This window comes from Cellvibrio sp. UBA7661 (assembly GCA_002483365.1).
GTDB lineage: Bacteria > Pseudomonadota > Gammaproteobacteria > Pseudomonadales > Cellvibrionaceae > Cellvibrio.
This window is the reverse complement of record DLHT01000018.1, coordinates 105,942-126,420: the sequence shown is the minus strand read 5'-3', so window position 1 is coordinate 126,420 and position 20,479 is coordinate 105,942. Positions and strand designations below refer to the sequence as shown.

Annotated in this window: 15 protein-coding genes; 8 read left to right on the top strand and 7 right to left on the bottom strand. The window is 46.9% G+C overall.

What is annotated here, in order from left to right; all coding sequences use genetic code 11:
* Positions 1 to 87: 87 nt before the first annotated feature.
* The 8 genes from B2739_RS15740 (at position 88) to B2739_RS15705 (ending at position 12,275) form a co-directional block, all read left to right on the top strand.
* A complete protein-coding gene (locus B2739_RS15740; RefSeq protein ID WP_331346804.1) occupies positions 88 to 363 on the top strand; it encodes a hypothetical protein in 276 nt (91 codons plus the stop codon).
* Between the two features lie 129 nt (positions 364 to 492).
* Positions 493 to 1,932 (top strand): TolC family protein, encoded by a 1,440-nt coding sequence (locus B2739_RS15735; RefSeq protein ID WP_331346803.1) that lies wholly within the window; start codon positions 493 to 495, stop codon positions 1,930 to 1,932.
* Positions 1,925 to 3,304, top strand: coding sequence for a copper oxidase (locus B2739_RS15730; RefSeq protein ID WP_331346802.1), 1,380 nt, complete (start codon positions 1,925 to 1,927; stop codon positions 3,302 to 3,304). Before B2739_RS15735 ends, B2739_RS15730 begins: the two co-directional genes overlap by 8 nt.
* A 157-nt stretch (positions 3,305 to 3,461) precedes the next feature.
* A complete protein-coding gene (locus tag B2739_RS15725; RefSeq protein WP_331346801.1) occupies positions 3,462 to 6,929 on the top strand; it encodes a HEAT repeat domain-containing protein in 3,468 nt (1,155 codons plus the stop codon).
* 38 nt (positions 6,930 to 6,967) lie between these two features.
* Positions 6,968 to 8,152, top strand: a complete 1,185-nt coding sequence (locus tag B2739_RS15720) for an AraC family transcriptional regulator (RefSeq protein WP_331346800.1) — start codon at positions 6,968 to 6,970, stop codon at positions 8,150 to 8,152.
* A 142-nt stretch (positions 8,153 to 8,294) separates the two neighbouring features.
* Complete coding sequence (locus tag B2739_RS15715) at positions 8,295 to 9,620, top strand: glycoside hydrolase family 5 protein (protein WP_331346799.1); 1,326 nt, start codon at positions 8,295 to 8,297, stop codon at positions 9,618 to 9,620.
* 22 nt (positions 9,621 to 9,642) lie between these two features.
* Positions 9,643 to 10,602: a pirin family protein gene (locus B2739_RS15710; RefSeq protein ID WP_331346798.1), complete on the top strand. Its 960-nt coding sequence runs from the start codon at positions 9,643 to 9,645 to the stop codon at positions 10,600 to 10,602.
* 2 nt (positions 10,603 to 10,604) lie between these two features.
* Positions 10,605 to 12,275, top strand: a complete 1,671-nt coding sequence (locus B2739_RS15705) for a family 43 glycosylhydrolase (protein WP_331346797.1) — start codon at positions 10,605 to 10,607, stop codon at positions 12,273 to 12,275.
* A 716-nt stretch (positions 12,276 to 12,991) separates the two neighbouring features.
* Here the strand turns inward: B2739_RS15705 and B2739_RS15700 are convergent.
* From B2739_RS15700 to B2739_RS15670, 7 genes are all read right to left on the bottom strand, one after another.
* Positions 12,992 to 13,840: a DUF1080 domain-containing protein gene (locus B2739_RS15700; protein ID WP_331346796.1), complete on the bottom strand. Its 849-nt coding sequence runs from the start codon at positions 13,838 to 13,840 to the stop codon at positions 12,992 to 12,994.
* A 128-nt stretch (positions 13,841 to 13,968) separates the two neighbouring features.
* Complete coding sequence (locus B2739_RS15695) at positions 13,969 to 14,862, bottom strand: hypothetical protein (RefSeq protein WP_331346795.1); 894 nt, start codon at positions 14,860 to 14,862, stop codon at positions 13,969 to 13,971.
* A gap of 13 nt (positions 14,863 to 14,875) precedes the next feature.
* Complete coding sequence (locus B2739_RS15690) at positions 14,876 to 16,324, bottom strand: hypothetical protein (protein WP_331346794.1); 1,449 nt, start codon at positions 16,322 to 16,324, stop codon at positions 14,876 to 14,878.
* An 11-nt stretch (positions 16,325 to 16,335) separates the two neighbouring features.
* On the bottom strand, positions 16,336 to 16,908 hold the full coding sequence (locus tag B2739_RS15685; RefSeq protein ID WP_331346793.1) for a hypothetical protein: 573 nt from the start codon (positions 16,906 to 16,908) through the stop codon (positions 16,336 to 16,338).
* Between the two features lie 66 nt (positions 16,909 to 16,974).
* The gene (locus tag B2739_RS15680) at positions 16,975 to 17,727 is read right to left on the bottom strand and encodes a ribonuclease H family protein (protein WP_331346792.1); all 753 of its coding nucleotides are present in this window, start codon (positions 17,725 to 17,727) and stop codon (positions 16,975 to 16,977) included.
* Between the two features lie 34 nt (positions 17,728 to 17,761).
* The gene (locus B2739_RS15675) at positions 17,762 to 18,988 is read right to left on the bottom strand and encodes a hypothetical protein (RefSeq protein WP_331346791.1); all 1,227 of its coding nucleotides are present in this window, start codon (positions 18,986 to 18,988) and stop codon (positions 17,762 to 17,764) included.
* Positions 18,989 to 19,038: 50 nt separating this feature from the next.
* The gene (locus B2739_RS15670; protein ID WP_331346790.1) at positions 19,039 to 20,442 is read right to left on the bottom strand and encodes a DUF3999 family protein; all 1,404 of its coding nucleotides are present in this window, start codon (positions 20,440 to 20,442) and stop codon (positions 19,039 to 19,041) included.
* Positions 20,443 to 20,479 lie beyond the last annotated feature (37 nt).

Genomic DNA, 20,479 nt, shown 5'->3' with positions numbered 1-20,479 from the left:
GTCCAACTGGTTATCGCGCTGTGCCTGTGGCTCCCGCTGCAGGCAATCGCGGGGCAATTGGTACATTGTGCACAACTGGAAAGCCAGTTGAATATTGCCGTTTCAACAGCATCCGCTGAAAAAAATGTAATTGCTGATAATCAAACATCAAGCCCTTGCCATCAGAAGGTTGATGTACCGGATGATACGGTTACAGCCTGCAAACATTGTCAGTTTGCCTGTCATTTACACTTTGCCATTCTTATTGATGCACCGTTGCCAAACCGCGATACCACCAGCCCCCGTCTGATTCCATTTAGTCCGTCTTCTCCCGAACAACCTTTGTTGCCACAGCTACAAAAACCCCCTGCGATTGTTAGTTAACCTTAAACAATTGGTTGCTTATCTCTACATGTGTTTTTCATTTTTTATTCAATTATTTATTGGTTAATTGCAATTACTTGTAATAGCGATAATTGCATAAAGAACCCGCATTTTTGTCAGGAAGAATTTATGAAATCTTTTTCCCATGGCGGGCGATTGGTCTGCGTCATTGCATCCAGTGTATTGCTGGCTGCTTGCGCATCAACGCCACCAGTTACGACTATTACTCAGGTTGAGCAACAGCTCGCGGTGCAGTACCCGCAAGCACAAGTGGCTGACAATACACTCGGACAAATGAATGTCGATGTGAAGAGCGATGAACTCTTGTCACTGGATAAAATCGTGCAAATCATGCTGTCCCATTCACCGCAAGTGCGTATTCAACTTGCCCGTTTGGGCGTTGCCGATGCCAAACGATTACAGGCAGAGTTAATTGATAACCCGCACCTGAGCATTGGTTTGTTAAAGCCTGAAGATGGTGGGCGCTGGCAATTGGATGCGGGATTAAGCCAGCCCCTGCTGGATTTTTTTACCCGCCCGTTAAAACGCAGATTTGCGGAGCAAAATCGGTTGGAGGCGCAGCTGATATTGCAAGCGGAATTACAACAACTTATCAGTGAAACAGCGCAGCTCTATTTTGATGCAGTAGCAGAATTACAACACTGCTATATCGACAATAAACTGGTAGACGCCGCTACCGCTAAACAGCAATTGGCGCAAAGTCTTTATGCAGCGGGTAACCTGTCCGAAAATGATTTTCTGGCCTACGATAATGATCTGCGCCGCGCCCAACGACAATTGGAAAAACGCCAAAGCCGCGCCAATGAAAAACAATTGCAATTATTGAATTTCATCGGACTGGAATCTCATAAATCCATCAACCTACCTACTCAATTATCGCCATTACCGAACGATAGGTTTGTGCATTCTGCGTTGCTTGAAATCGCATTACACGAGCGAACAGATTTAAAAATTGCCAACCAACAACTGTCTGTTATTGAACAGCGCCGCACATTAGTTAGGCAAGAGCGAGGATGGCGCGACATTAATCTGGGTATTGGTGTTGAGCGCGAATTTGATGGCGCAAAACACTATGGCCCTGAAATTGAATTGGCATTACCGCTGTTTAACCGTGGTCAGGATAAACAAGCAATGCTGGATGCACAGCAGGATGCACTTTATGCCCGCATCCGAAAAATATCTCTGGATGCCGATAGTGCAATCGCCCAAGCGTTAAACCGTATGGACTCGGCGCGCGCGCAATTGAAATTGGTTAGTGCGGCGTTAGCATCTGCGGAAAAACGAGTGGAACTATCCCAGCGCGAAGTCAATTTCATGCTCGGTAGTCCATTTGAATTGTTATCCATCAAGCGGCAACACATCCAACTTGCGCATCAATTTACCGAGCTGCTCAATAGTTACTGGCAAGCGCACTCGCAACTGGAGTTGGCAGTGGGAAAAGCCTTGCCTGTGCATTCTGCATCGATACCGCAGCATCACGAAATGCACGCCTCAGAAACAAACTCCTCCGATACACACCAACATCATCAGGAGCATCACCATGATTAATCGCCGCAATTTATTAGTGGACTTTTTATTACGGGGTAGCGCGGCAGGATTGGTGGCGGCAAGTTTTCCGCTGCGCGCGCAACAAGATCACAGCGGCCACGGTGGGCATGCAGATCACTCACAGCATCATTCACCGGCACAACATCAACCTGCTGCAAAAAAATTGGTTAAAACAACAAAAGAAATTCCCACTGTCAGCACTCAAAAACCGGATGTGACTGATCAAGGCTATCGTCCGGTCATTACACCAAACGGACGCACACTGCCCTACCGTTTGAATGATGGCGTAAAAGAATTTCATTTAATCGCAGAGGAAATTGAACACGAATTTGCGCCGGGCAGCAAAATTAAAGCCTGGGGTTATAACGGCAGTACACCGGGGCCGACGATTGAAGCGGTTGAAGGTGACCGCGTGCGAATTTATGTCACTAACCATTTGCCCGAACATACCAGTATTCACTGGCACGGTATTTTGTTGCCATGGGGAATGGATGGCATTAGCGGATTAACCCAACCGCCCATCAAACCCGGCGAAACCTTTGTGTACGAATTTACGCTGACGCAACACGGCACGCATATGTATCACCCACACGCCGATGAAATGGTGCAAATGGCATTGGGGATGATGGGCATGTTTATTATTCATCCCAAAGAACCTGTGACACCGGCGGTGGATCGCGATTACGTTGTACTTCTGCACAACTGGGCAGTGCACCCGGGCACTTACCGGCCCGACCCAAGCGTGATGAGCGAATTTGATTTATGGACCATGAACAGCAAAGTGTTTCCGGCTATTGAATCCATGGTGGCGCAAACCGGCGAACGCGTGCGCATCCGCGTGGGCAATTTATCCATGTGGAATCACCCCATCCACTTGCATGGCGTGCAATTTGACATCACCGGGTCCGACGGTGGCCGCTGGCCGCAAAACCAATGGCGCAAAGAGGTGACAGAGATTGTAGGTGTCGGCCAAACGCGCGATCTGGAATTTATCGCTGTTCCCGGCGATTGGGCATTCCATTGCCATATGAGCCACCACACCATGAATGCAATGGGGCACGGCATCCCAAACATGATTGGCGCAAAACAGCCCGAGGCGCAATTGAACAAGGTGTTGCCAGGTTATATGGCGATGGGCGAAACCGGCATGGCCGAGCACCAGATCCATACCGATATGGGGCATATGCCAGGGCCGGAAAACACCTTGCCGATGATGATGGGCGAAGGCCGTTACGGAAAACTGGAAATGGGCGGCATGTTTTCCATGATCCGTGTACGCGATCATCTGGGCTCCAAAGTCGGCCTCTATGAGGCACCGGCAGGTACCCAAGCTGCAAAAGTGGCGCGGGTTCCAGACGGCATCCCGCGCTAGCGTTCTGTATCCACGGGGGTTATGTTAATTAATGTCTATTAACGTCAATCTGACCTAGCCCCCGTTTTTGTTTATCCTTCCTCCCCTTATAATCATATTTATATGAACGTCGGTATGTCCGGCATTGCTGAATAACCATAATGATTAGCGGGGCCTTATGAATCAAAAACCACTTGCTCTCTTTCTGTCCCTGGCATTTCTGGGGGCCTGCTCAAAAGATACCTCCACTGATGCCTCCACCAACGCCAATGTGCCGGTATCTGCCGCTGCCAGCAGCGCGCCCTTGAGTATTGTGAAAATAACCGATGCCGAAGCAGAACAAAGTGCAAAGGCGATTGAACAACAAGTCAGCATCACCGCCGCGCAAGGCATGAAAGCCACGCTCTGGGCATCGGAAGCGTTATTGGGCGATACCGTGGCTATCAATGTGGATGATAAAGGCCGTATCTGGGCGGGCATCAGCCATCGCAGCAACAACTCGGAGTTTGATATTCGCGGCTATCCCGATTGGGAACATCCCTCCATGACCTTCTCCACCATTGAGGATCGCCGTGCGTTTTTGCACAAGATTTTTGCGCCGGAAAACAGCGCTAAAAATGAAAAGCTGCCAGACCGCAATAAAGACGGCACTCGCGATTGGAAAGATCTTGCGGTGATGCAAGAACAGGTAGTGCGTTTGGAAGACACTACCGGCAACGGCACTGCCGACATCGCGCAAACCGTGATCAGCGATTTCAATACCGAAGTGACTGATGTGATCGGTGGAATGTTTTACGACAACCAAAACGATGATCTCTTTATCACCGTCGCGCCAGATTTATGGAAAGTCAAAGACACCAATGGCGACGGAGCAATGGATGAGAAAAAATCCCTCGCATTTGGTTACGGTGTGCACATTGGTTTTAGTGGCCACGGATTATCCGGTGCAACCATCGGGCCGGATGGCCGCATCTATTACAGCATGGGCGATGTAGGCACCAGTGTTATCGACAGCAGCGGAAAAAAATGGCACTACCCTAATCAGGGCGTAATTGTGCGCAGTGAATTGGATGGCAGTCATTTTGAAGTTTATGCCGCTGGTTTGCGCAACGTATACGAATTTTCGTTTGATAAATTTGGCAATTTAATCAGTGTGGATAACGATGGCGATCACGTAGGCGAATACGAACGTGTGGTCTATCCCATCGATGGTTCTGATTCCGGTTGGCGTACCAACTGGCAATTAGGCAAATACACCGATCCCAAAAATAACACCTACAAAGTCTGGATGGATGAAGACTATTTCAAGCCCGCCTTTGCAGGCCAGGCTGCACACGTATTGCCACCCATTGCACCCTACCACGCTGGCCCCAGCGGAATGACTTATCACCCCGGTACCGGCTTGAGCGATGAATGGAAAGATCACTTTTTTGTGGTGGAATTTGTCGGCTCGGCCGCACGCGCTGGCATCAATGCCTTCACTTTAAAACCAAAAGGCGCGTCGTTTGAATTGGCAAGCGACCAGAATATTTTCCGCGGTGTATTGGCCACTGGTTTGGATTTTGGCCCCGACGGTGCGCTCTACATGAGCGACTGGATTGAAGGTTGGGGTTTAAAACAAAAAGGCCGCATTTGGAAATTGGATACACCGGCTACTGCCGCGAACGATGAACGCAAAGATACACAGGCGCGGCTGGCCGAAAGTTTTGCCAATCACACGCCGGAACAATTAAGCAACTTACTCCAGCACGCGGATATGCGTGTACGCCAGAAAGCGCAATTTGAATTGGTTAAGCGCAATGCCGTGGAGCAATTGCAAGCCGTTGCCAACAATAACGGCCACCAACTCGCACGCATTCACGCACTCTGGGGCTTGGGTCAACTCGCGCGTAAAGATTCACAGATAAACGCAATATTGCTGCCGTTTTTAAATGACAGCGATGCAGAAATCCGCGCACAAGCAGCAAAATTATTGGGCGATTCCAAAGCAATATCGGCAACCGAGGCGTTGATCGTACGTTTGGATGATAGCGAAATTCGTGTGCAATTTTTTGCTGCACAAGCGCTGGGGCGCATAGGTGCCCAAAATGCGACTGCGCCCTTAATCGCATTACTGGAGCGCAACAACGACAGCGATATTTATTTGCGCCATGCCGGTGCTATTGCCTTGGCTCGCATCGGGAACGAACGTGAACTGAGTAATTTGGCAACGCATCACTCGGAAGCGGTGCGTATCGCAGCAGTGGTTGCGTTAAAACATATGCGCAGCCCTGCCCTGTCACTGTTCCTGAGTGACAGCAGTGAATTTATTGTCACTAATGCGGCGCGTGCGATTGGCGATGATGATTTTGTTGTGGATGCCATGCCGATCCTCGCCAAATTATTGGATGCACCGCGCTTTAAAAATGAACCGCTTTTGCGCCGTGCCATTAATGCAAATCTGTACGCAACTGGCGCAAACAGCAGCCAGGAAAACGCGATGCGCCTGGCGAGTTTTGCCCAGCGCGATAACGTAGAAGGCACGTTGCGCGCTGAAGCATTAAAAACGCTGGCAGTGTGGGAAAAGTCATCCGACTTTGACCGCGTAACCGGCCAATACCGTGGTGCAGTTTCCCATAAACTTGCCGATGCCCAACAAGCATTGGGTAGTGCTTACAAAGTATTGTTAAGCGATAAATCAGCAGAAGTGCGTGAAGCAACCATTGTGGCTCTTGCCGGATTAAACGTGGCCGAGTCCAACGAACAATTGCTTCAGGCGTTGAATAAAGATCCATCACCTGCTGTGCGCATTGCGGCATTGAATTCACTCAAACATTTCAATATCAGCGATATGAGCAAAATTGCATTCGCGGCGATGAACGACAAAGACGAAGCCGTGCGTATGGTTGCATTGGGTTTACTGCCGGATCTGAATTTACCGGTTGGGCAAGTAGTAGAAATGCATGAAATTCTGCTGCAAAACGGTACCAAAGGTGAACAACAAGCAGCGCTGCTTTCGCTCGCGAATGTAAAAGCGCCGGAAGCAGAAGCCGTGTTCCGCACGCAAATGCAATTGTTGATCGACGGAAAAATTGCACCGCAAGTGCAACTGGAAGTGATCACCGCCGCAGAGCAATTGGGCACGCCCGAGCTGAAACAATTGCTGGCGGATTACGAAAGTAAAAAAGACCCGAACAATCCGCTCGATATGTATCGCGAAGCCATTTACGGTGGCGATGCTAAAAAAGGCGTTGCCCTGTTCCGTTACAGCAACACTACCCAGTGTATCCGTTGCCATATGGTCGGCAGCCGCGGCAATAAAGTGGGGCCGGATCTCACTACCATCGCCACTCGCATTTCACCCGAGCAAATGTTGGAGGCACTGGTTGCACCGGCCGCGCGTATTGCGCCCGGTTTTGGGCGGGTAACGGTGGTCAAGAAAAATGGTGAGCGCATTGAAGGCTCATTCGATGCAGAAACAAAAACGGATGTCACCATTACCGCTAATAACGCAACGCAAACCATTGCGCGCGCCGAGATTGAAAAGTTGGAGTTTGGTGGAATTTCGCCTATGCCGCCGATGGGCTTGGGGCTGACCAAAACCGAGCTGCGCGATTTGGTTGCCTACTTATCAACACTGAAAAAAGAGGAGCATGAGGGGCATTAATGGTAGGATGCCTCTCCCCTCACGGTTGATAACGCATCATGCAGGAATTTTATAACAAAGCATTTCTGGTTTTTCTTTCGTTGTTGTTAACCAGCGGCTTGGTTGCCTATTTCTGTATCGATAAAACATTTTTGCAGGTGTCATTGTTGCCCAACACCAATGAACACCTGCAGTGGCAGACAGAAGTCCAAACCGATAGCGATCAGGGTGGCGATTCCAGTGTAAAAATTACCGATGATAAATTCAGCCTGAATTTTCAACTCGCGCTCACGCCCACAGCACGTTACCCCTACGGCGCAGTCAATTTGGTATTCAAGGACCGCGACGGAAATGCGCAATACGTGGATTTATCCGCGTTCGATAAAATGACCTTCAGCAGTAAATGCTCCATTCCCAGCACGCTCAGCTTCGCCCTGCTTACCTTTGATGAACAAGTATCCACACACGGTGATTATTTAAGTTATCGCAGCCCGTCAACTTTTTTTGCCTGCAACCAGCAATGGCAAAAAATTGAATTGGATTTGACCCGGCTGGAAACTGCGCAGTGGTGGTTTGAAATGTTCAAGGTAGATTTATCGAACAAAGCCTACAAGCTCAATCAGGTCGCCAAACTTAATTTTGGTAGCAGTATCCAAGTGCCGATGAATACCGACACCAATGTACAGATCAGTGAAATTACGCTGGTTGGGCACAATTGGTTTTATCTGTATCTGTTGGCGGCGGTGTTGGTATTGGTGTGGAGCGGTTATGGCTTGTGGTTTTTCCGGCAGCACTCGCGCGCGTTAATTATCGAACTACAAAATAAAATCCAACGCGACCGCCCGCTGGTTGCTTATCAGCAAATTTCAGTAGCGCCGCTAAGAGATAAAGACCGCAGCGCCATCCTACATTTTATGGCCACCCAATACGCTAATCCCGATTTAAATCTGGAGGCGATGGCGATAGAGATCGGCGTGAGCCGCACCAAAATCAATGACATCCTCAAATCCGAGTTAGGCTTTACCTTTACCGGCTATTTGAACAAGTTACGCCTGACGGAAGCGGCGCGTCTTTTGGCGCAAGAGGAAGATGCCAATATTGCCGAGATCGCCTACTCCGTCGGCTATAAAAATGTGTCTTACTTTAATAAATTATTTAAAGAAGAATATCGCTGTACACCCAAGGTATACAAAAGCCTGCATGACAAAACCCTCACCGAAGGGCATGAACAATCCCCCGAATGACTTCAACTTAAGGTAAAAAAACTAACACTTTTTACCAATTGCTACAGTTTTTAGTTCAAGCGTTAACCCCTCTTGTATTCCATTGGCACACTTGCCCCCTGAACACGCGCAGTTTTTATTTACTATCGCATCAGGGATCATCATGAAAATAATAAATACACTTTTGTTGTCTGGATTGTTGTCCGGTTTATTCATAGCCACAGGCTGTGGTGGCGGAGGTGGCGGCAGTTCAACGCCACCAACAAAAGGCTCTGCTACACCTTCATCACTAGCACCTTCGTCAGTAGCGCTGTCATCCACTGCGCCATCGTCAACAGCCTCATCCATATCCTCCGCTGCAGCATCCAGCAATGCATCAGTTGCTGGCGGTTATCCTGATTACAACGTGAACCCTTTGCCTGCCGATGCAACGGGTATGGAAAGTACCGCGGTACAGATTGCCAGCCAGATCAACATAGGGTTCAACATCGGCAACACTCTGGAAGCGATGGGCGGCAAATCTGAAACCTATTGGGGCAATCCTAAAATCACCAAGGAATTTGTCACCTTTGTAAAACAATCGGGTTTCAACGCGATACGCCTGCCCGTCTCTTGGGATCAATATGCCAATCAGGCGACTGCTGAAATTGATATTCATTGGTTAAACCGCGTGAAAGAAGTTGTCCAATACGCAATGGATAATGATTTGTACGTGATACTGAATATCCACTGGGACGGCGGTTGGTTAGAAAATAATGTCACTCCCGCCAAGCAAGCTGACAACAACGCCAAACAAAAAGCCTACTGGGAGCAGATCGCAACACACCTGCGTGATTTTGATGAACACCTGATTTTCGCCAGTGCGAATGAACCCAATGTAGACACTGCGGAACAGATGCAAGTGCTGCACAGCTATCACCAAACATTTATCGATACCGTGCGCGCAACCGGTGGCAAAAATGCCCACCGGGTGTTGGTCGTGCAAGGCCCGTCCACGGATATTGATAAAACCAATGAATTGTGGACAACCATGCCCAATGATGCGGTTGCCAATAAATTGATGGTGGAAATTCACTTCTACAGTCCGTGGAATTACACCGGCATGACCAAAGACGAAACCTGGGGCAATCAATTTTTTTATTGGGGTAAAGGTTTTCATTCCACTACCGACACCACCCACAACCCAACATGGGGCGAAGAAGATTACGTAGATACGCAATTTGCGCGCATAAAAACCCAATTTGTTGATAAAGGTATTCCCGTCATCATGGGTGAGTACGGCTTGGGCGTTCGCAAACAGTTAACCGGCGATGATTTGAAATTGCATTTGGATGGTCGTGCTTACTATCTCAAATACGTTACACAGCAAGCGATTGCCAACGGCATGGTGCCTTTTTTATGGGACACAGGTGAGCTGTTGGATCGCACAAATAATACTGTACTGGATCAAAAAGCGTTTGATGCGCTTATGCAAGGTGCAGGAAAGTAGATAAGCCCTATTGGTAACCATTATGAATAGATTACTGAGAGATACAGCGTTTTTTACAGAAAATATGGTTTATCAACCCGGCACTAATCTTTTTGCTGCGTTGCATGAACTTAAAAAAATAAAACCTTTTGTGTCGCTCAAGTTATGCAGTGCACAACCCTCATCCAAGGATGAACAGCCGACACTAACACCGGCATCTGGTTTGGCCATCATCACCTATGTGATTGCGGGTGAAGCGACTTACAGTGACTCTACCGGAAAACAGGGCGTATTAAAAAAAGATGGCTGGGCCTGGGTTATTTCAGGCTCAGGTATTTTGCATTCCATTGAACCTGCCACACCGGATTATTTTGCTGTGCAAGTGTGTATTGCATTGTCGCCTGCGTTAGAAAATTCGCCGCCGCAAAGTGCGTATCAATTACCTGCACAAACATCTACATCAATACCTGCACCAGCAACCACATCGCAAATACCAAGCATCCAGAAAGCGCATGATCCGGTGCAAGTATTAATGGGGTGGCATGGTCACAAGCGCAGTGAATTTGCGGCGCCGTCGCTGGTAAATTATTTTGTTGTTCGCCTGAATGCCAATCAGCAATGGCGCTATGAATTGCCCCTCAATCACGCGTATGCGTGGTTTGCGCTACTTAACGGTGAAGTGAGCGTGAATGACAATGCAGATACGAATTTTTTCACAACACCATCGCACCCTGTGGGCATTTATGAAAGGCCAATTGACAGCATAAATTTCACTGCAATGACCGATACCATTCTCGTGTTAGGTTCATCCGTTGAATTTGATTACGATCTGGTATTCCAGAAAAACTCCGTGCATACCTCCATTGAATCTTTACAGGTCGGCTTGTCAGGCATCTATAACTTATATAACGGACATTCGCCCAAAAAACCTGTACGCACCAGCACACCAATAGCTCAAGCACAAAATGCTAAAACGCAACTGCCGGTAGCCCTTAAGGATTAACTATGTTTGATAAAACACGCAGAACTTTGTTCAAAGCTTGTTTAACCGCAGCAGCAGTATCGCCTTTGGCGCTGGTGAATCGCACACACGCAGTGGAATCAAAAAAAACAGAGCCAGCTTGCGCGCCGGTGGTTAATACACCATTCAAACCAAAATGGGCGCGCGGGATTGAAGGCCAGCGCAAAGCCGATCTTGGCAACGGCACTTTTTTAAACCCTATCATTTCTGGCGATCACCCGGACCCGACCGTGTTGAAAGATGGCGATGATTACTACATGACGTTTTCATCATTTAATTCTTACCCCGGAATTGTTATTTGGCATTCGCGTGATTTAGTGAATTGGGTTCCCATCGGCCCTGCATTGGAAAAAAATATTGGTACTGTGTGGGCGTTGGATTTATGCAAACACAACAACCGTTATTACATTTATATTCCCGCCGCGCCGGAAGGAAAACCCTGGGGCACTTATGTTATTTGGGCCGATGATATTAACGGCCCATGGAGCGACCCCATCGATTTAAAAATTGATGGCTGCATCGACCCAGGTCATGCGGTAGGTGAAGATGGAAAGCGGTATTTATTTGTGAATGGCATCCGCAAAATCCGTTTGCGAGATGATGGTTTGGCCACCGACGGAACATTGGAGCACGCCTATAGTCCGTGGCGCTATCCCGATGATTGGATCGTAGAAAATTTTGCACCGGAAGGCCCAAAACTATTGCGTCGCGGTGAATGGTTTTATTTGGTCACGGCCGTTGGTGGCACTGCAGGTCCAGTCACCGGCCATATGGTAATTGCCGCACGCTCACGTTCAATCCACGGCCCTTGGGAGCACTGCCCACACAACCCGTTAGTGCGCACGCAATCAGAGGCTGAACCCTGGTGGTCGCGCGGACACGCGACTCTAATCGAAGGTCCATCAACTGGCGGCGATAAAGAAAGCGAATGGTGGATGATTTATCACGCCTACGAAAATGGATTCAGAACACTTGGCCGCCAAACTATTTTGGAACCTATCGAATGGACAAGTGATGGCTGGTTCCGCGCAAAAGGTGGCGATTTATCCCATCCACTACCCAAGCCCCTGCCCGATTCACGCGGTGATTCCGGCATGGCATTGTCAGATGATTTCTCGCGCAATAAATTCGGCATCCAATGGACTTTTCACAACCCAAGTGCAAACGAAAGTTCGCGCATTAAATACAACCATAAAGCATTGGAACTGACAGCAGCAGGAAATTCACCTGCAAATTCATCGCCGCTAACATGCGTCGTGGGTGATCGCGCCTATCAAGTAGATGTGGATTTTGATTTGCACGGCGATGCAGAAGCCGGTTTACTTTTGTTTTACAACAATAAGGCATTTGTCGGATTAGGTTTTAATGCTGAAGCCATTAAAATTTATCAATACGCAGAAGAACATAGCTGGGCGCGCATCCCGCATAAATCACGCAAGTTGCGTCTACGGTTAATTAACGACCATCAAGTCATCACCTACGCCTACTCATACGACAACGGCCAAACCTGGACAACCCTCGGCACCCGCATGGAAGTCTCCGGCATCAACCACAACGTCTTCGGCAGATTCCTGAGTTTGAAAGTAGCCCTGTATTGTGCAGGTGAAAGCAAAGGAAAAGTGCAGATACGTGATTTTAAATATCGGGCGCGGTAGATGTAGGTACGATTAACGCAGCGTAATCGTACGCATGTATTCACCCATTTCTATTTTAAATGCCTTTGCCAAATACCGCGCCTCCCGCTTCATCAATTTACACAGCCTGTGAAAACACAGGCGCGGTAGGTTGCCGGTGAGGAATGAACCGCAACAATGACATTGTGCCCGGTTGCGATTCACATTGTTTGTGCGGGTAATTTGTAAAAAATAGTTGAATTAAATGTAATTAGTAGAGAATCTACTAGACGTCGCAGAACGGCCATCTCAAAAAATTACTGCACAAATAGTTTTGGTCTGTGAGCACGTTTTGACACAGTCTCGGCACACCTGAGACCTTCGGCGGCTTGCTTCACAAAGCACGCCCTACAATCACTAACCTAGCCTCGGCATGAGCATTAAGCAACCAATCCTACTCCATACCTATTTCTACACCAACAAAAATGTTTCACCAAGAAAACCTTAACGCTTTGTAATACCGTGTAATTGACTTTAAAAATAATGCTGAACCAATAAAAAAGCGCGCAATGTGAATTGCGCGCTTTTCAAAATCACTCACCTTCCCTGTGTATGCCATCACTTTACATCACGGTAATAAAGTCACGATCACCCGCTCATAGCGCGAGTCAGCCGCTTTAATGAAGCGTTTAAATCATTCAGCGGCTGCTCACTGCGAGCGTATCGAACACGCAACACTTATGAGCCGATATAATCTTCTACTCGTATTGACACGCTTTCGGATTATCTTTCACCAAATAACGTTTGTAGTTTTTTGCTTTTTTATCCATGCAACCTTCAAGGTTTAATAAACGGACTTTGCGGAATTCCGCCGGTGCGGTTTCTGCTTGCAGTGCGATGTAGCCGCGGTCGTTTGGGGTGCGGTCATCCCACTGCAGGCCGGTGTATTCCAGTACTTTTTTGCCGTTGATAAAGTGCTCGGCTTTTTCACTGCCGTGCACAACCAATTCAGCAGTCACCCATTGGTCGCCGTGATAAGTTTCGCTGCTGGAATTAATAATGTGATCTTCGGTAAATTTTCCGTTATAGACAACGTGTGTGCCCGGTGTGCAGAGGTTGCCGGTTGAACGGGCATCTTTACCGTTGCCGCCTAATAATTGGTATTCCATGCTGCCAGGAAAATCCTGATCCAATGCCATCGTTTTAGGATCTTGCGCGTGATACATAATGCCGTTGTTGCGCCACGCCCATGCGGGGCCGCCTTTGACTTGCTCGCCGACAAAACGATATTCGATCTGGATTTTGTAATGCGAAAATGAGCCAGCATTGGAAAAAATATGGCCAAACCTTCCGCCGAATTCGTCGTAGTTATCGTAACGCACTTGCATCACGCCATCTTTCACACGAAAGGTATCCAACGCATTTTCGCCCAGTGGATATCCGCGGATTTTGATCGTCCAATTACTCAGGTCTTTACCATTGAATAATTCAATCCACTCTTCCTGCTCTGGCGAAGGTGTAGTTTGGGTGATGGATTCAGCTGCATAGGCCATGTGGCCGAGCAATGCGGCCAGAGCCACTAAGGAACGGGTAACGCGGTGAGTCATCTTTAGCCCCTCTTTATCTTTTTATCGCTGTGGTCTTATGGTTTATCGATGCGAGCCTTTACCGGCTGCGATCAATTTACCTTAATTATCAGATAAATAGGAGGAAATTTACAAAACCAAACCGAGGATCAGGAGGTGGGCAAAAATGCGTCTGTGTATAACGCATCGTAGCTGGATTCTTTAACCACATCGCAGCCCACACTTTTCAGGAAAATCAGCTGCCCTTGGGATATATCCTTACCGGCGTAGACGTACCAAGCTTTTCTGGCGCGCTCAGGAAATGTTTTGAAATATTTGGCGCGTTCGATCAACAACCAGCGCAAAAATATTTCGGAGGTATCCAGCCCCAGGCCGAGAAAAAGTAAATCGCAATTAAAAATACTATGCAGCCAGGTGTTTTCACCGTTCCAGATTTTGCTGTCATTATCGCCATATAAACGACCGGGGTTACCTTTATGGATCAACGCCCTCGCCCGCTCTACCGAGCCCATATAGTGGCTCAAACCCAAACGGATACTGCGCGAATATCGCTGCATACCGTTGATATGCCAAATAGCAAATTCGCGTGCGACATTAGTAACCGGTGCAGGCGCAAAACAACTGCTCCAGGGATAAAAGTCGGTAAAGCGTTGGCCGTCGGCGTGATGTAAATTCAATGCCAAACAATCGGATAACGTCTCATCAAAATTGGTGGTCAGTATCGGTGTATTGAGGTTTTTCGCCCAATTAACAATCGCATGGTGGTGCGGCTTTGCTTTCCATCCGGTAAGAAAATCGCAAAATTCTTTTTGCAGATTTTTTTCTTTTAATTGGCTACTTAAATCCAGCGCATCGTAAAATTCGGTTAACGAAATACCTAATGGAATTGCTTGCGCATCCTCCAGAGTGTGTTTTTCCCATAACTCCAACAACATGGCATCCCATGAGTTAATGCCTGCATCGCTGTTATAACGGTTAATGCCGTTGCCGATAATCAGAGCAAGCTCTTTATGATTATTATGAAGAATCGTTTTCAGAGTCATTTTATTCACATAGTTAATGGCAGTTTTGCCACACAAAATTCCCTGCAGAATTTTGTACCAGTATCCGGTTAGATAATAGCTTGCCTTGCACTTCGCAGGTGGGTGTGAGTATCACACTGCCTTTTGCCAACCCCAAGCGCCATTCAATTCCCTGAATTCCCAACGCGGCAAATTGGTGTTCATTAGCAACGCTGACCAACAGAGGTACTGACACTGGCTGCTGCTGTAAATATTCCACTTGTCGCTCTGCCCAAAAGGCGCGATCAATCACTGCCGGATATTCTGCCGAGCGCGTGCCCTGCACTGCAATGAATGATGAAATACCTACCAATAACAATCCCATTTTAAGTTTGCTTGCAACCAATAATGCGCGCGCGACTAACAACAAAGGCAATATCATCGCGACTGCTGCGTAATATTCATAAGCTTGGTCGGCCAATACAAAATAAGGGCCATAGGCGATCACTAAAAAGGCCAATGCTGCCAGCCATTGGATAAGCGTGAACGCGGGTTTTAAGGTGCGCAGGCTGATCCAATAGACTATCGCCATCGGAATGAAACAGGCGGCTGCCCACAGGCTGCCTATCCAAAACTTGCTTTCCCAAAAACCGGCTGTGACAATCATGCGCAAGGCTTCACGCGGAACGTTAAAAATCCATGCGGAAAAACTCAGTGAGTTGATGGTGATATTTTTCCCCAGTGTTAATCCATATGCAGAGTGGCGGTTGGGCGTGAACTCTTTATAAAAATAAAGCCACAGCACGCAAATACCCACACAGATAAACCACATGGCGATATCCATTTTTTTATAGGATTGTTGCTTATGTAGAAAAATCGCGAGCACAACGACCAAAGCAGGAATCAGGATGGCGGGTTCTTTGCTGAATAACGATAGCAATTGCAGTAGCGGCAAACTGAGCAGCGTCAGCCAACGTTTAGCACCCTGCATACGTGGTAACGCAACCCAAACAGCAAGTGTAATGCTTAAAAAGAAAACTAATGTAGGGCTGTTCATTGCCGCCACCCAATGCAGCGGCAAATAGGTCACTATATGTACGGCATGTAGCGCGGCGGTGAGTAACGCAATCAGCAGCGGTTGTTGCCACCGCATTGCCCGCGCAAATTGGAATGCAAATAACGCAATACCGGCGAGCGATAATAATGTTAAGCACCAGGAATACAAATGCGAATACAGCAAATCCCCCTGTAGAAATTGCTCTACAAACCGCCAGCCAGTATCCATACTCAATGGCCGCCAAAATCCGGTTTGCGATGGAGTCACAAACGGCAACCACCATGAATTACCAGTTAGACGCGCATCCCGAGCTTGGGTCAGAAAAAAATAATCATCACCCCAAAAGGGAATAAACAAAGCAGGTGCCCAAAGCGCTAATGCGAATAGGCAGAATACTCCAAGGTAAACATAAGCAGATTTTTGTACAGCGACGGTTTTGGTAAACAAAGAGCAGCCTTCTAAACGGTAATTTTGTAAGTTTTTAAACGCGCGATTTCATCATTGGCTGCTTTTTGTTGCTCAGCAGCAATACTCATGAGATCAACACTCGGATACACAGCCGAGAATCCTGCCGCTTGGTCGCTAAGACTAAGACCACCTACCCGATTAAAGTGATCTTGAATCAGCGTTTGTATCGCTGGTTCTTTTGCATAGGTGCTTTTGAGCGCATCGATGTTACTGACAAAATCAATCGCACCTATTTTGCCTGCAACAAACCGGTTGATATGGGTTAAATCACTATTGCGTGCATTAATGGCCTCTGCCACACCAATATCATCCACATAAAACCGGCGATAGCGATAGTACAGAATCAACAGCACAACCAATAACACAGCAGGAACACCATACTGCACAGTATCAGGAAAGGACTTTAATAAATTAGGCAAAAATACCGGCAAAAAAATTCCAATAATGTGCGCAGCACTCCACGTAAAACGCAAGGGCGCTTTGCAATCCACACAAGTAAATTGTTCACCTTGTAGCTTTTTTAAATTGCGAGAACCACAGCATGGGCATGCACCTAATGTCATTTTGGTAATTCCTTTCGTTTTGTTATCGATAGTGTTGTTATCAGTGTGACGTTATTAATGCCGTCGTTAACCAGCGCGTGTTGCCAATATCGCGTTGATATCCAAAGGTTCGCGATAAAGCGCAAACTCGGTTTCGTGGGTTTGAATGGCAAGTATCGACATGCGGTCAGCCAATTCATTGCCCTGCACACCCACATGGCCATTCACGTGCAATACTTGCACGCTATTCTTCAGGGTTTGGTGCAGTGAATAAATATCCTTAATCAGCTCCAGATTTTTAATCTCCCCGCCCTTCTTTTTCCATCCGGCTTTTTCCCAACCAATTGCCCATACCGTTACGCACTGTATGGCGTATTGTGAGTCGGAAAATACCGCAGCGGTTTTGCCTTGGGCGATGTCGTGTTGGGCAATTAATAGTCCTTGGTGGAGTGCATTTAATTCGGCAGTATTGTTAGTACCCATCGGGTTATACAACCCATACCACAACTCCACCAACTTACCATCGCGATAAACCGCCACACCAGACCCAGCCTCACCCGGATTAGGTTCGCAGCCACCATCGGTAAATATTTTTACTTGCTGCGGCAGCGCATTCACTTCCGCCGCATTGTAGGTTTTAACTTTATTCCCACTCGGCGCAGCACGGCCAGTTCCAGTCGTAGGCTTTGCATTACCAAACGCTGCCTCAGCCTCTTCACGGCTCAAAAACGATTTATAACGCGCCCCCACAAATCCATCGACATGCTTTTTACACGTAGCCCAATCCGTAAAAATCCCCGTCTCGCGCCCCGCCCATACTACGTAAAATTTTGAAGCCATTTATATCTCTTTATTTTCTATAAAATATCAGGAGTTATGATAAGCCAATCTCATTTAACTCAAATAATTTTCCGTCAATTTGTTCTTTAAAATCCCCTTTTTTAATCAGCTCCCTTATTGCCCTTTGAACCACTCCATTAGATAAGCCAAGTTCTTTAGCGACAGATTTATGTATGTATTTTGGCCATGGCTGATCAGGAAGCAAGCTTTTAATTTCTTGTAGTAACTCATCCGTAAGCAAATCCGAGTCGCCTAGGATTGGAGTCATGCTTACTTGGACGTTTCCGCTACTTAATCTTTTTAAATGTATGCTTGAGCTACAGCTATCGCACACAATTTTTGATTTGGTATGAGGCTGAGTATCAATCATAACTTTAATATTCGAGCTACAGATCTCGTTGGGACAAGTAATAGTTTCAAGTTTCGGGCCTGCTTGCTCTACTATGAAATTATCGTTTTCCGGATTGAATCTGGAGATTAATGTTACAGAGCAATGACTGCATACAATATGTTTAACACTGTTTCTTCTAGCTCTTTGAACATATTCATTAATGTGTTTACAGTTGGTGCACTTTGCCTCGACATTTCTTTTAACAATTTTCTTTGGTCTAGTTGTTGAAAGAGGCGTTCCTGATATATTGCTCACAGCAATTTTTATTTCCTTTCTAAGACTATTTATTTTTTGATTTAATTCCTCTGTGCTAACACCTGTATCTTTTTTATTGTCAAGCCAAAGACGTTCCAATCGACCAACTAAAGATCTCAGTTCCTCCTCTCTTTCCTCCTGCTCCTCACGCTGCTCTTCAATTTCGTCACCGATAACCCCCTGCCAATCACTTAAGGATGTATCGTTCACTGATTTCAGCATAGCTATCATATGTATTGCACTTTCAAGTCGCTCCTCCTTAGCACTTAAAGCTTCGCTATCTTTCTCATAATCAACGTTTTGTAGCTCCATCTCTAAATAAGTTGATAGTCTATTTAACTGTAAAGAAAGATTGTTAACTTTTTCCGCGGCTTTTAGGGCGTAGGTACGAAGGTTTTCACTATGCATTTCTTTAACTTCAAGAATTGCTTTTGCATGCTGGGAATCACTGTAACGTTTGGATACAAGCCAAGAAACAATTACTGATAAAATTGTTAATAATAGACTTAAGAGAGCACTTTCTTTATTACTTAATGTACCGAACGAAATTATCGAAATGCATACTATTACGCCTACAACCAACAATAACGGTAAGTTTTTTTCTAGTTTTTCCATGTTGCCACCTACATTATTTAATAAATAAGCTTCATCAATGAAAATAATTACTAAGAAGTTCTCATCTGCCCCATCAACCGCACAGCAACCCAAATCAACACACCTACTGCGCCGATCATAATTGCCCAGAACAAAATCGTTTTCCAACTGATTTGCATGCCGTGGCGGGCGAAGGAGTTTAGGTTGGGTTTTAGTTCGGTGGTGTTGGTTTGTGACCATTCGATGTCTTTGCCGTTAACCAACTGCACGAAAATTTGTGTAGTGGTTTGTTGGTTGTCGGGGGCGGCTTGGGTGTCTATGGCGATGTTATAGGGGGCAGCGTTGTTGGCGATAAATTGCAGAAGCTGCGGCTGGCGGGTGAATACCAGTTGCGGCTTGGCGGTGGTGCGGATGAGTTCGTTTAGTTCTACGCGCCATTGGGTATCGCTATTGTTGTACACGTTAATCGCATCGCTCTGCTGCCAGGTATCGCCCACTTGGGTGTTAAACCAAATACCTTGATGCACCAAATTCCACGGCTGCTTTTCAGTATTGCGTGAAAATATTTTCACGTTATCGCCATACATCACTGTGCCGAGGCTAAGGCTCAAGCGGTTAACTGGTGCTATATCGTCACGCACAAATTCCCATGCGGCGGTTTGCACTTTTGCGCCGCCATTAATTGCATGAAGTGCCGATTTTTGTTCGTCTGCCAATTCACCGGACACTTCCCATACATCCGGCTTGGGGGCGTTGGCAATGGTGTCGGTATTTTCCACTTGAATCAGTGTTAACTGAAGCTGCTCATTGCCACGGGTAAATTTCAACTTGATGTAAGCGTATTGTTTCTCGCTCAGGTTAAGCGTGATTTTATTGCGCGTTAAACGCTCGCCCTCTTTAGTTAATTGCACCAATGTGGTTTTGGTAATGGGCGACCAATTGCTCATGTCATTGGTGCCGCTGACATCTACCTCCAAATATTGGTGCTGCTCGCTGATGGGCCAGAGCAGTGCAAGCTTGTCGGCACGGGTGCGCAAATCGCTGAGATCGGCAATATAAAAATCGGTCGGCGCGCTTTGGTTTTGCAATTCCTCTTTATCAGCCTTAACTGCACTTACCGAAATTTGGTTGTCATCCAAACGGATGGATGCACTGCTCAACACCAATAAGGTTTCCGGTGCAGTACCCACTGCCACCGGAAAAAACCGCACTGGCGTAAAGTTTGTCTGCTCACTGCTCTGCACACTGGGTGCCGCAATGCGATAAGGCAACCGGTTGCCTTGCTGGTCGGTAACGACAAGATCATTTAATTTGGTATCGGCACTGTAGCGATAAATATCGTGCGTGAGCGTGGTTTGCAAAAACGTACCACTTGCTTCACTGATTTGATAAACCGGAATAACCTCTGCAGTTGCCAAAGAACTTACACCGAATAACATCGCACACAGCGCGACACACTTTTTAAAATTCATCATTACCTATAAACCTTTTGGAAGCTTTTTAAAAATGCTG